At 61.2% G+C, this 12,573-nt stretch carries 13 protein-coding genes and 1 pseudogene; 9 read left to right on the plus strand and 5 right to left on the minus strand.

The annotated features are described in order from the left end of the window. Positions 1 to 36: 36 nt before the first annotated feature. On the minus strand, positions 37 to 1,029 hold the full coding sequence (locus WCA85_RS19935; protein WP_424066601.1) for a polyprenyl synthetase family protein: 993 nt from the start codon (positions 1,027 to 1,029) through the stop codon (positions 37 to 39). A gap of 216 nt (positions 1,030 to 1,245) precedes the next feature. Here WCA85_RS19935 and rplU point away from each other — a divergent pair, with 216 nt between their 5' ends. The 4 genes from rplU (at position 1,246) to proB (ending at position 4,346) form a co-directional block, all read left to right on the plus strand. After that, on the plus strand, positions 1,246 to 1,557 hold the full coding sequence (gene rplU / locus WCA85_RS19940) for a 50S ribosomal protein L21 (protein WP_007180329.1): 312 nt from the start codon (positions 1,246 to 1,248) through the stop codon (positions 1,555 to 1,557). A gap of 24 nt (positions 1,558 to 1,581) precedes the next feature. Beyond that, positions 1,582 to 1,845: a 50S ribosomal protein L27 gene (gene rpmA / locus WCA85_RS19945; protein ID WP_424066602.1), complete on the plus strand. Its 264-nt coding sequence runs from the start codon at positions 1,582 to 1,584 to the stop codon at positions 1,843 to 1,845. Between the two features lie 180 nt (positions 1,846 to 2,025). Continuing rightward, positions 2,026 to 3,150 (plus strand): Obg family GTPase CgtA, encoded by a 1,125-nt coding sequence (cgtA, locus tag WCA85_RS19950; RefSeq protein ID WP_424066603.1) that lies wholly within the window; start codon positions 2,026 to 2,028, stop codon positions 3,148 to 3,150. A gap of 77 nt (positions 3,151 to 3,227) precedes the next feature. Continuing rightward, positions 3,228 to 4,346, plus strand: coding sequence for a glutamate 5-kinase (gene proB / locus WCA85_RS19955; protein ID WP_424066604.1), 1,119 nt, complete (start codon positions 3,228 to 3,230; stop codon positions 4,344 to 4,346). Between the two features lie 141 nt (positions 4,347 to 4,487). On the opposite strand, the gene WCA85_RS19960 is transcribed toward proB, so the two are convergent. Next, on the minus strand, positions 4,488 to 5,045 hold the full coding sequence (locus WCA85_RS19960; protein ID WP_424066605.1) for a CNP1-like family protein: 558 nt from the start codon (positions 5,043 to 5,045) through the stop codon (positions 4,488 to 4,490). A gap of 76 nt (positions 5,046 to 5,121) precedes the next feature. Beyond that, positions 5,122 to 5,787 carry an RNA pyrophosphohydrolase gene (locus tag WCA85_RS19965; RefSeq protein ID WP_424066606.1) on the minus strand — a complete coding sequence of 222 codons (666 nt, stop codon included), beginning with the start codon at positions 5,785 to 5,787 and terminating at the stop codon, positions 5,122 to 5,124. A 280-nt stretch (positions 5,788 to 6,067) separates the two neighbouring features. Here WCA85_RS19965 and WCA85_RS19970 point away from each other — a divergent pair, with 280 nt between their 5' ends. The 4 genes from WCA85_RS19970 to WCA85_RS19985 all read left to right on the plus strand — a co-directional run bounded on the left by WCA85_RS19970 (position 6,068) and on the right by WCA85_RS19985 (position 10,309). Continuing rightward, positions 6,068 to 7,804 carry a proline--tRNA ligase gene (locus tag WCA85_RS19970; protein WP_424066607.1) on the plus strand — a complete coding sequence of 579 codons (1,737 nt, stop codon included), beginning with the start codon at positions 6,068 to 6,070 and terminating at the stop codon, positions 7,802 to 7,804. A 12-nt stretch (positions 7,805 to 7,816) separates the two neighbouring features. Further along, positions 7,817 to 8,416, plus strand: a complete 600-nt coding sequence (locus WCA85_RS19975; protein WP_424066608.1) for a MarC family protein — start codon at positions 7,817 to 7,819, stop codon at positions 8,414 to 8,416. A 323-nt stretch (positions 8,417 to 8,739) separates the two neighbouring features. Next, the gene (locus WCA85_RS19980) at positions 8,740 to 9,027 is read left to right on the plus strand and encodes a helix-turn-helix domain-containing protein (protein ID WP_424066613.1); all 288 of its coding nucleotides are present in this window, start codon (positions 8,740 to 8,742) and stop codon (positions 9,025 to 9,027) included. Then, a complete protein-coding gene (locus tag WCA85_RS19985) occupies positions 9,017 to 10,309 on the plus strand; it encodes a HipA domain-containing protein (protein WP_424066609.1) in 1,293 nt (430 codons plus the stop codon). The genes WCA85_RS19980 and WCA85_RS19985 overlap by 11 nt, the downstream gene beginning before the upstream one ends. A 27-nt stretch (positions 10,310 to 10,336) precedes the next feature. Here the strand turns inward: WCA85_RS19985 and WCA85_RS19990 are convergent, their stop codons facing one another. Continuing rightward, positions 10,337 to 10,888, minus strand: coding sequence for a hypoxanthine-guanine phosphoribosyltransferase (locus WCA85_RS19990; RefSeq protein ID WP_424066610.1), 552 nt, complete (start codon positions 10,886 to 10,888; stop codon positions 10,337 to 10,339). A 138-nt stretch (positions 10,889 to 11,026) separates the two neighbouring features. Then, positions 11,027 to 12,394: a signal recognition particle protein gene (gene ffh, locus WCA85_RS19995; RefSeq protein ID WP_424066611.1), complete on the minus strand. Its 1,368-nt coding sequence runs from the start codon at positions 12,392 to 12,394 to the stop codon at positions 11,027 to 11,029. 81 nt (positions 12,395 to 12,475) lie between these two features. Between ffh and WCA85_RS20000 the strand changes: the two are divergent. Further along, positions 12,476 to 12,573 (plus strand): annotated as a pseudogene (locus WCA85_RS20000) (inner membrane protein YpjD); the annotation flags it as partial.

The following is a 12,573-nucleotide window of genomic DNA, read 5'->3' on the forward strand; positions in this document are numbered from 1 at the left end:
GACTCGATTCAGACTAATTCGGCGTTTCGGTCTTGTTTAAGACTGTCTCGCCGTCGAGTAAGAACATAATTCTAGCAGGCTTTCTTTGTAAATGGAATCCGGAAACGAAGAAATTGCCGCTGCTGCCGCCTGTGCTTCCTGCTTGGCGCACTCCAGCGTGTGATCCAACGCGCCGGAGCGGGTGATCGCCTCGAAGATGGTCTCGAAGCGGTCCGTGCCGCCCTGTTCGATCGCCTCGCGCGCCAGCGCCGACTGCTCCGGCGTGCCGCGTTCGATCAGATAAATGAGCGGCAGCGTCGGTTTGCCCTCGCGCAGATCGTCTCCGGCGTTCTTGCCCATCGATTCAGCCGTGCCGGTGTAGTCGAGCCAGTCGTCCATGATCTGGAAGGCGGTGCCGATGCGCCGGCCGAATTCGGCGGCGGCGGCTTCCGTGGGGGCGTCGGCGCCAGCCAGCACGGCGCCAAGCTGGGACGCCGCTTCGAACAGCTTGGCCGTTTTATAGCGGATCACCTGCATGTAGCGGGCTTCGTCCACGTCTGCGTCATGCATGTTCAGTAGTTGCAGCACTTCGCCTTCGGAGATGATGTTAGTCGCCTCCGCAAGGATTTCCATGACGCGCATCTTGCCGACCCCAACCATCATCTGGAACGAGCGCGAGTAAAGGAAATCGCCTACCAGCACACTGGCCGCGTTGCCGAATAGCGCGTTGGCCGTTTGACGGCCACGTCGCAGATCGGATTCGTCCACCACGTCGTCGTGCAGCAGGGTCGCGGTATGGATGAATTCGACCACGGCGGCCAGTTCGTGGCGAAAGCCCGTGGTTTCACCCAGCGCGCCCGCCACCAGCAGCAGCAGCGCGGGCCGCAGCCGCTTGCCGCCGGCGCTGATGATGTACTCGGAAATCTGGTTGATCAGCATCACGTCCGACGCCAAACGGTGCCGGATGACGCGATTCACCTGCTCCATGTCTTCGGCGATTGGAGCGAGCAGGCTAGCGGCGTTGGAGGAGGGGGTGGCAGTCGACGACATGATGGCTGAATTGGGTAGTGCCGCGAATTATAAGGCGAATCGCGGGAGTTCCGGGCCGCAGCATGTGGGATCGCGGCGCGGCCGCCCGGCTGACGGGGCCTTTATGCAGCGTTGCGCAGTCTGTCAATGAGTTTTGACCGGATAGCTAACTCTATGTATAATCACGGGTTTCCGCGCGTGGTGCGTGGAGAAAATGAACACAGAGTGAGGTTCTCAATGTACGCGGTCATAAAAACCGGTGGCAAGCAGTATAAAGTTGCCGTCGGCGAAAAACTTAAAGTAGAACAGATACCGGCAGACATTGACGCTGAAATCACGCTCGACCAGGTTCTCGCAGTGGGCGAAGGCGAATCGATTAAGTTCGGTACGCCGCTGGTCAGTGGGGCTTCCGTCAAGGCTACCGTCGTGTCGCAAGGTCGTCACGCAAAAGTGACCATCTTCAAGATGCGTCGTCGGAAGCACTACCAGAAGCATGGCGGCCACCGCCAGAACTACACCGAACTGCGCATTGACGCGATCAACGCGTAAGCGCAACGGTTAAGGAGCTATCAAATGGCACACAAAAAGGCAGGCGGATCGTCACGTAACGGCCGCGACTCCGAGTCGAAGCGTCTCGGCGTGAAGGTGTACGGCGGTCAAGCCATCAACGCTGGCGGCATCATCGTGCGTCAACGCGGCACGCGTATGCATCCGGGCGAAAACGTCGGTATGGGCAAGGATCACACCTTGTTCGCGCTGACGGACGGCCACGTCAAGTTCACGACGAAAGGCGCAGCGAAGAAGCACACGGTCGTTGTAGTCCCGGCAGCAGCCTGAGTTAAATCAGGCACGGGCTTCAGGACCGGAACAAAGGCCCCGCGAAGTTAGCGGGGCTTTTTTTATTGCAGGTTCATTATTGGATGGATTGTCGTCAGCTTGCGCGGATGGCCGATCGGTCGATTGGTCAACGCATTGCAGGCACGGCAAAATGGCAACAAACACGGGACGGAGTTACGCATGAAGTTCATTGACGAAGCGAGGATCGAAGTCATCGCCGGCGACGGAGGGGATGGCAGCGCGTCGATGCGCCGCGAGAAGTTCGTCCCGTTCGGTGGGCCGGATGGGGGCGATGGCGGCCGGGGCGGCACCGTCTACGCAGTCGCAGACCGCAATATCAACACCCTGATCGACTACCGTTACGCGAAGAAGCACCAGGCGCGTAACGGTGAAAACGGCCGTGGCGCCGACTGCTACGGCAAGGGCGGCGACGACGTCACGTTGCGCATGCCTGTCGGCACGATTATCTCGGACATGGAAACCGGTGAGCTGATCGCCGACCTGACTGAGCATAACCAGAGCGTGATGATTGCCCAAGGCGGCCCGGGCGGCCTCGGCAACCTGCATTTCAAGTCCAGTACCAATCGTGCGCCGCGGCAGAAAACCGACGGTAAGCCCGGTGAGCGCCGCATGGTGCGTCTGGAGTTGAAGGTGCTGGCCGATGTCGGCTTGCTGGGTATGCCGAATGCCGGCAAATCCACGTTTATCGCGTCCGTCTCGAATGCGAAGCCGAAGATCGCCGATTACCCGTTCACCACGCTCGCGCCGAATCTTGGCGTGGTTCGCGTCGGGCCGAGTCGCAGCTTCGTGATCGCCGATATTCCCGGGCTGATCGAAGGCGCGGCCGAAGGCGCCGGCCTGGGTCACCAGTTTCTGCGCCATTTGCAGCGTACGGGCTTGCTGCTGCATATCGTCGATCTCGCACCGTTCGACGAGGCGGTCGATCCGGTCGCGGAGGCCAAGGCAATCGTCAATGAGCTGCGCAAGTACGACGAGTTACTGTTCGAGAAAACCCGCTGGTTGGTGCTGAACAAGCTGGATATGGTGCCCGAAGACGAGCGCGAGGCGCGCGTTGGAGCGTTCCTGAAAGGATTCGACTGGGACGGTCCGGTCTTCGAAATCTCGGCGCTGACGGGCCAAGGCTGCGAAGCGCTTTGCTATGCGGTGTACGACCACATTGCCGCGCATTCGGACGCGCAGCGGCAGACGGAAGCTGAAGAACTGGCCGCCGACGTTCGTTTCCGCGAGAAGCAGGCGGGCGCGGCATCGAGTGAGCCGGGCGAGCCGATTCAGCCGCAGGAATAATACGCATAGCTTGGGCGTCGGTGGTCCGTCGTGGACCGCCGGCCGGCATCACGCATTATCTTGGGAGACTGCGCACAATGCGTTCCGTCATCGCAGATTCGAGGCGATTGGTAGTGAAAGTCGGGTCGAGCCTCGTCACCAACGACGGGCGTGGCCTCGATCATGCCGCGATCGGCCGCTGGGCCGCGCAGATCGCCGCGTTGCGCGCGCAGGGTAAAGAAGTTGTGCTGGTGAGTTCAGGGGCCATCGCGGAAGGGATGCAGCGCCTCGGCTGGACCAAACGTCCGCGTGAAATCGACGAGCTCCAGGCGGCCGCTGCTGTTGGGCAGATGGGGCTTGCGCAGGTGTATGAGAGCCGCTTTGCGGAACACGCTATCCGTACGGCGCAGATTCTCCTTACCCACGCCGACCTGGCCGACCGTGAGCGTTATCTGAACGCCCGTTCAACGCTGTTGACGCTTCTGCGCCTCGGCGTAGTGCCAATCATCAACGAGAACGACACCGTCATAACCGACGAAATCAAGTTCGGCGACAACGATACGCTGGGCGCGCTGGTGGCGAATCTGATCGAAGGGGATGCGCTGATCATCCTCACCGATCAGAAAGGTCTATTTACGGCTGATCCGCGTAAGGACGCGTCCGCCACTCTGGTTCAGCAGGCTGACGCAGGGGCGCTGGACCTCGAAGCAATGGCCGGCGGCGCGGGTTCGAGCCTGGGTCGCGGCGGCATGCTGACCAAGATTCTTGCCGCCAAGCGCGCGGCCCATAGCGGCGCGAATACGGTGATTGCGAGCGGACGGGAGCCTGACGTGCTGACACGGCTCGCAGCCGGTGAAGCCATCGGCACGCAATTGATTGCACGCACGGCGCGGATGGCCGCGCGCAAGCAATGGATGGCTGATCACCTGCAGGTTCGCGGGCACGTCGTGATCGACGACGGCGCCGTCGAAAAGCTCACCGAGGGAGGCAAGAGCCTGCTGCCGATTGGCGTTATCGGCGTGCAGGGCGCGTTTGCGCGTGGCGAGGTAATCGCCTGTCTGAGTGCGGCGGGCCGCGAAATCGCCCGCGGTCTCACGAACTACAGCAGCGCCGAAACCAAGCTGATTCAGCGCCGCCCAAGCGGTGAGATTGAAACGGTGCTTGGCTACATGCTGGAACCCGAGTTAATCCACCGAGACAACCTTGTGCTGGTCTGAGGCTCGCTGGCCCGTCTGCGTCGGGCAACACCGTTCAGCACGTTAAAAAAGCCGTTCCAGGCATATGCCCGGAACGGCTTTTTTCTTTTGCATACCGGCTCGTTTTGTCCAAAGCCGGCCCTTGGAGCGCTGCTCTCAGCCTCAGCGTATCTGCGAACTCGCGGTACGCCTGTAGCGGATGTTCTCCAGAATCTGCTTGGCGCTGCCGGTCGGCATTTTGCTCGTGCAGAAGTAATCCTGATAGAGCGACGCCTGATAAGCGTTCAGTGTGCCGTTTTCGATCCGCGCGAAAGGCGTGGCGACGCTGTCATCCCAGCCGTCGTGATCCGCGTTGAGGCCCGCATATTGGCGCCATTCATACGTATCGCAGCGAATTCCTTCGTAATTCACGTTGTACGCACCGCTCGGGCTCTTTGCGACCACCGTGTAGCGCACCACGCCGTCGTCACCAACGCTGAGCGATTTCGAGTCGACCGCGAACGTGAGCGGGGTGTTGCCCGAGACGTCGAACGGCAGGAGATTGGCCTGTTGCGGAAGCGGCGGCAGGCTGTCGACCTTGTTTTCGGTCCAGTTGGACTTGCGATCGAACAGATACGTAAACGCGCTGTCATCCTTGTTGGTGGGTTTGCTGGCGCTCGAACAGCCAGCCAGCAGGGCGCCGGTGGCGACGCACGCCACGACGAGAGCAAGTGCTTTCAATATGAAATCCTCGAAACACCGGCGTGACAGGGCTCCTGTCACGCCGGCAAATGCGGCATTGAAAGCCGCATGGGGTTTAGTCGCGCAGACCCGGCTGGGTCAGGGGGGCCTCGGCAGATTCGCAGCCGGACTCGATCGTCGTGCGAATCGAAGTCTCAACTGTGACGGACGAGTCCGTTACCGACACCTCCTGCAGCTCCGTCACGGTAGACACTATCCGGGGATAGCGCGGCCCGTGATGGCCGCCGGGTTTTTCCGGACGCGGCGCAGCACGGCGCAGAAAACGGGACAACTCCGTCAGCGCCAACTGATACACATCCCGCTTGAACTCGATCACACAGTCGAGCGGCACCCAGTACTCGTTCCAGCGCCAAGCATCGAACTCGGGATGATCGCACGCGCGCAGGCAAATATCGCAGTCGCGCCCTACCATCCGAAGCAGGAACCAGATCTGTTTCTGGCCGCGGTAATGACCGCGTACTTCACGCTTGATGAACTTGTCCGGCACCTCATAACGCAACCAGTCGCGCGTGCGACCGATTATCTTGACATGCTCCGGATGCAGGCCGGTTTCTTCGTGTAACTCCCGATACATCGCTTGCACGGGGGTCTCGCCATACTTGATGCCCCCTTGCGGAAACTGCCAGGAATGTTCACGGAGCCGCTTGCCCCAAAACACCTCGTTGTGCGCGTTCAAGAGGATGATGCCGACGTTCGGGCGAAAGCCTTCACGATCCAGCATACAACCACCTTCGAATCCTTTAAAATTGCTTTGATTATAAACAGATAACGGACCTGACGCACCGAATCGCACCAGATTGGAACGATTCGCCGCAAAAGGGGCGCGAATGCGTTAGTCTGTCGGCCATCCGGCGCTGCGGCACATGCTGCGACGGCGGGGTCGAGGCCAGCGGCAGTTTCGGCACCCGTTTGCGGTATCTTTGTCGCGCCTTTGTCGAATTCCCCACCGTTTTCACCTTTCGGGCGGTCGCTCCGGCGCCGCCGCTTTTGGAAAATTCTGAATGAAAGCCACCCGTTTCTTTATCGGCACCCTGAAAGAAGCCCCCGCCGACGCCGAAATCGTCAGTCACAAGCTGATGGTGCGCGCCGGCATGATCCGCCGCGTGGCCGGCGGCATCTACAACTACCTGCCCATCGGGCTGCGCTCGATCCGCAAGGTGGAAGCCATCGTGCGTGAGGAAATGAACCGCGCAGGCGGGATCGAACTGCTCATGCCGGCTGTGCAGCCGGCCGAGTTGTGGCAGGAATCGGGCCGCTGGGAAAAATACGGGCCGGAACTGCTGCGCTTCAAGGACCGCCGCCAGATCGACTTCGTGATCGGACCGACTCACGAAGAAGTGGTCACTGACATCGCCCGGAATCAGATCAAGAGCTACCGTCAGTTGCCGGTGAACTTCTATCAGATCCAGACCAAGTTCCGTGACGAGATCCGTCCGCGTTTCGGCGTGATGCGCGGCCGCGAGTTCATCATGAAAGACGCGTACTCGTTCGACAAGGACCAGGACGGTCTGAAAGAGTCGTATCGCAAGATGTACGAAGCGTATGTGCGCATTTTCACGCGCCTCGGCCTCGACTTCCGCGCGGTGGCGGCGGATAACGGCTCGATCGGCGGCAGCGGCTCACACGAGTTCCACGTGATCGCCGACACGGGGGAAGATGCGATCGCCTATTGCCCGACTTCGGACTTCGCGGCAAACGTCGAGGCGGCGGAAGCGTTGCCGCTCTACGCCGAGCGCGCTGCGCCCGCCGAAGAGATGAAGAAGACTGCCACGCCCGGCAAGGCGAAGTGCGAAGCGGTGGCTGAACTGCTGAACATTCCGCTCGAGCGCACCATCAAGTCGATCGTGCTGGCCACGGAAAACGAGGGCGCCGAGCCGACCATCTGGTTGCTGATGCTGCGTGGCGATCACGATCTGAATGAGATCAAGGCGAACAAGCTGCCGGGGCTGGGCGACTTCCGCATGGCAACCGAAGCGGAGATCATCGAGTCATTTGGCACGCCGCCGGGCTACCTCGGTCCGATCAGCACGAAGAAGCCGATCAAGGTGATCGCGGACCGCACGGTCGCGAACATGAGCGACTTCGTGGTGGGTGCGAACGAGGTGGATTACCACATCACCGGTGTGAACTGGGGCCGCGATCTGCCGGAGCCGGTTGTCGCGGACATCCGCAACGTCAAGAAAGGCGATCCTTCGCCGGACGGCAAGGGCGTGATCGACATCTGCCGCGGCATCGAAGTGGGCCACGTATTCCAGTTGGGCAAGAAGTACTCGGAAGCGATGAATGCCACGTGTCTGGACGAAAACGGCAAGCCGCAGCCGATGGAAATGGGCTGCTACGGCATCGGCGTGACGCGTATTCTGGGCGCAGCAATCGAACAGAACTTCGACGACAAGGGCATCATCTGGCCGGAAGCGATTGCGCCGTTTGAAGTGGTGCTTTGCCCGATGGGTTACGACCGAAGCGACGCCGTGCGCGAGCAGGCCGACAAGCTGTATGCGGAACTCGTTGCAGCGGGCATCGACGTGATCCTTGACGATCGTGGCGAGCGCCCGGGCGTGATGTTCGCCGACTGGGAACTGATTGGCGTGCCGCACCGCCTGGTGATCGGCGATCGCGGTTTGAAGGAAGGCAAGATCGAGTATCAGGGACGCCGCGACACGGAAGCGACGCTGCTGCCGGTCGAGGACGCCGTGCAGACGATCACGCAGAAGATTCACGCGGCGCTGGCCAATTAATCGGGGCGGTCGGTGGAGTACACCTTTCTGTCTGCGACCGTCCTGCTGCTGCTGATCACCGACCCGCTGGGCAATATCCCGCTCTTCATTAGTTGTCTGCGCGGGGTGGCGCCAGAACGGCGCGCGATCGTCATTCTCCGTGAGGTGGCGATCGCGTTTGTGATCCTGCTGATCTTCATGGTGGTCGGCGATCGCTTCCTGCGCATGATGAGCCTGACCGATCAGTCGTTGCGGATAGGCGGCGGGATCGTGCTGTTTCTGATCGCGATCCGCATGGTCTTTCCGCATCCGGACGGCCCGTTCGGTGGCGACACGCGCGGCGGCGAGCCGCTCATCGTGCCGCTGGCGATTCCGGCGCTTGCGGGGCCATCGGCACTTGCTACCGTGATGCTTCTTACCTCGCAGGCGCCCGGCAAGATGTTCGAGTGGATCGGCGCGCTGACGGTCACGATGATTGTCTGTGCCATCGCGCTGGTGCTGGCGGAGCGCATCCAGAAGGTGCTCGGCGAGCGCACCATGATGGCCTTCGAGCGCTTGATGGGACTCGTGCTGGTGGCGATTTCGGTGGAGATGGTGCTCGGTGGTATTCGCTCGTTCGTGCATCAACTGTGAACGAAGCCAACCTGGCGTTGCAGCGCTCACCGTCGAGCAGTTGAACTTGAGGCCAAGTAGACCTGACGCTCAACCGAAAGGAACAGGATGAGCAGAAGCCCGTCTAGGTTCAAGCGTCGTTTCGTTCAGTGGATATTTCGTACCTGAGCGGATGCGAATAGCAATTTGGAGCCGCTCTCGAGGACTATGCGTATCCGAACGGAAACGAAGATAAAAGATTTCACTCGGGTGTCGTCTTTTAGTTCCCGCTCGGATACGTACCAATGAGCCTAGCCCCTGAATGTGGCATAATGTTCCCGATCGGATACGAAGATGGAGCTAATGTGTCCCAGTCAGACTTTCCAATCAGCGACATGGCCGCGCTCGCGCAACTCGCGCGCGCCGCGCGCCTCGCACAAGGGATGACGCGCGACGACCTTGCCAACGCGACCGGGTTATCGCCCAAGTTCATCAGCCACTTCGAGGCGGCCAAGCCGACGGCGCAAATTGGTAAGGTGCTGGCGCTCCTCTTGGAACTCGGCATCGTGCTGCGCGCAACTACTGCCGTCGAGATTCCACCGGATCTCGCCATGAAAGCGCTCCAACGTCGCAGGTCGCCAAGTGACAACTAGACGCCTCCTGGCATTCGCCAACGGCCAGCACATGGGTACCGTCACGGACGAGGACGACATCTGGTCCTTTGCGTACGAAGGGGGTTGGCTTGACGCCCCTGATACGTTTCCACTTTCGCCCGCTTTCCCTTTGCGGGCCGAGGCATTTGTGGATGGCTCGAGCAATCGCCCGGTTCAGTGGTTTTTCGACAATCTGCTGCCAGAAGAAAACATGCGCACCGCGCTCGCGCGCGAAGCCGGGGTGGACCAGAGCAATGCTTGGGGGCTGCTTGCCTATTACGGCCGAGAGTCTGCAGGCGCGCTGACGTTGCTCGCAGAGGGGCAGCAGGAGGCCGCAGCGGGTCTGAAGCCCCTTGCGTTTGACGCACTCGAAGCGCGCATCCGGGCCATGCCGCAACGCGCGCTCACCGCGGATGCACCCAAGCGCATGTCCGCCGCCGGCGCGCAGCCCAAACTGCTGGTGACCATGAGGGGCGAGCCGCCCGAGTGCAAACTCTTTGAGCCCGAAGGCAATGAGCCGTCGATGCATCTGCTCAAACCTGACTCACGCACGACGGGGTACCCTCATGCGGCCATCAACGAGTTTTTCTGTATGCGGCTAGCCCGAGCAATGGGCCTGCCGGTACCGCCGACGCACTTCCTGCGCGTGCCTACGGCGTGCTACATCATTGACCGCTTCGACCGCGACACATCCACTGAACCGGTGAAGCGGCTTCACGTTGTCGACGCTGCCCAGTTGCTCAACTATTCGCGCGACTACAAATACGAGCAGATGACTGCGCAGAAACTACGCGAAGCAATCGACAAGTCAGCCACGAGAGCCGTGACCCGTCTCGAAGTGTTCCGGTGGTCGGTCTTCAACGTGCTCATCGGCAACGCGGACGCGCATCTGAAAAACATGTCGTTCTTCGTGACCAGACTCGGCAACAGGCTTGCGCCGTTCTACGACCTGGTGAGCACGGTGGTCTATCACACACAAACGTATCAGCCCGAGCGCCATGACAAGTGGCCGAACTGTGAACTCACCATGCCTGTTGGCGAAGCAACCCATTTCTCCGATGTCACTCGGGCCAACATGCTGAAACTAGGCACGGACTTGGGGTTGCCCGCGAGAGGCGCCGAAAAGTTTCTCGATGAAATGCTGACCGTGCTCGACCAACGCGTCGCTGACACCTGGCGTGTTGTCGATGAGATTGCACGGCCTCAAGGTGGCGAAGCGCGCCTGCTCAACTCGATTGTCGCAATGCCGCTGACGGAGATGTCGCGCGCACTTGCGCGCTGAGCGCGCCCCGGTGAGGGCGCCGACGGTTCACGCGCCGTCTGTCAACGCGCGGATGGTAGGCAGGTTGCGCCAATATCCCTTGGCATCCATCCCGCAGCCGAACACATAGCGGTCCGGCACCTCAAATCCGCAGAAATCCGGATGCAGCGGCTTGGCCTTCGGGATGATCTTCTCGCACAGCACGGCGCTCATGAAGCGCTTCGCACCCATGGCGAGGATGCGGTCGCGGATCGCGGCCATCGTCTCACCTTCGTCGAGGATGTCGTCGAGCACCAGCACCACGCGATCCTTCACCGACTCAGCCGGCGCCACACGCCATTGCATCTCGCTGCCGCCCTTGGTGGTGTTGCGGTAGCGGGTCAGGTGGATGTAATCGAACTCGAGCGGGAAATCGAGGTGCGGCAATAGCATGCCGGTGAACACCGCCGCGCCGCCCATCACCGACAGCACGAGCGGGAATTCCTCGCTCATTTCGGCAGCGATGGCTGCAGCCATTCCGCTGATCGACGCGTTGACGTCGTGAGCCGAAACGATCTCTTCGGAGTGGCTGAAAATATGGAGAGCTTCTTCGCGATTCATGGCGTCTGGCGGGAGGTATCTGTATACATAGTGTGAGAAAGAACGACGGCGCGCGCTACAGCATATACCCGGGCGTCCCGGAGCGCGCACCCTGGCCGGTGGATGACCCGGCAAGACTGGATCATCCCGCCATCTGACTTAGCGCATGCCGGGCAGCATGCCTTTCATGCCGCGCATCATCTTTTGCAAATTGCCGCCCTTGAGCTTTTTCATCATCGTGCGCATCTGCTCATACTGATTCAGCATGCGGTTGACCTCCTGCACCTGCACGCCGGCGCCCGCTGCAATGCGGCGCTTGCGCGTGGCCTTGATCAGCTCGGGCTTGGCGCGCTCGGTCGGAGTCATGGAGTTGATGATGCCTTCCATGCGGCGCATCTGCGATTCGGCCATGCCCATGTTGGCACCGGCTGCGGCCTGCTGGAACTGCGCAGGCAGCTTGTCCATCAGCGACGACAGGCCGCCCATGCTCTTCATCTGGGTCAACTGTGCGCGGAAATCGTTGAGGTCGAAGTCGCCGCCTTTCTTGACCTTGTCGGCAAGCTTCTGCGCCGCTTGTACATCCACGCCACGCTGCGCTTCTTCGACGAGGGCGAGAATATCGCCCATGCCGAGAATCCGGTTGGCCATCCGGTCCGGATAGAAAATCTCCAGACCGTCGAGCTTTTCGGCGACGCCGACGAATTTGATCGGCTTGCCCGTTACGTGACGCACTGACAGCGCCGCGCCGCCGCGCGAATCGCCGTCGAGCTTGGTGAGTACCACCCCGGTGAGCGGCAGCGCGTCGCTGAAGGCCTTCGCGGTGTTGACCGCATCCTGGCCCAGCATCGCATCCACCACGAAGAGCGTTTCCGCCGGCTTCAGTTCAGCATGCAGCGCGGAGATTTCCTGCATCATCACTTCGTCGATACCGAGACGGCCGGCCGTGTCGACCAGCAGCACGTCGTGGTAATGGCGCCTGGCCCAGTCGACCGCGGCGCGCGCGATATCGACCGGCTTCTGATCGGGTTCGGAAGGGAAGAAGTCTGCGCCGACCTGCTCGGTCACCGTCTTCAACTGCGCGATAGCAGCGGGGCGGTAGATGTCGCACGAAACGGTCAGCACTTTCTTCTTGTACTTCTCGCGCAGCAGCTTGGCGAGCTTGCCGACGGTGGTCGTCTTACCCGCGCCCTGCAGACCGGCCATCAGAATGACGGCGGGCGGCGTAACGGCGAGATTGAGTTCGACGGCTTTGCCTTCGTAGTCACCGCCGATCACCGCGGTCAGCTCGCGCTGCACCACGCCGACCAGCGCCTGACCTGGCGACAGGCTACTGATGACTTCTTCGCCGAGCGCCTTTTCCTTCACCTTGGCGATGAACTCGCGCACAACCGGCAGTGCCACGTCGGCCTCGAGGAGCGCGAGGCGCACTTCGCGCAGCATCTCCTGGGTGTTGGCCTCGGTGAGCCGGGCTTCGCCGCGCAGCGTCTTGACGACGCGCGCCATCCGTTGAGTCAGATTGTCGAGCATGGGGAGCGATGAACAGTGCGGCCGGAGCACGGCGCGACGCGGGACACGTCGCGGAGCAGGGGCCTAGTGTAAACTTCGAATATGGATATTGTACTGTATGCCCTCACTGCGCTCCTGTACGGCGGTCTCGCCGTCGCAGGCTGGCGTTCGCACCGGCACACCGCTCTCGCGCCGGCGCC

The sequence above is a fragment of the Paraburkholderia sp. genome (assembly GCF_049581445.1).
Taxonomy (GTDB): Bacteria; Pseudomonadota; Gammaproteobacteria; order Burkholderiales; family Burkholderiaceae; genus Paraburkholderia.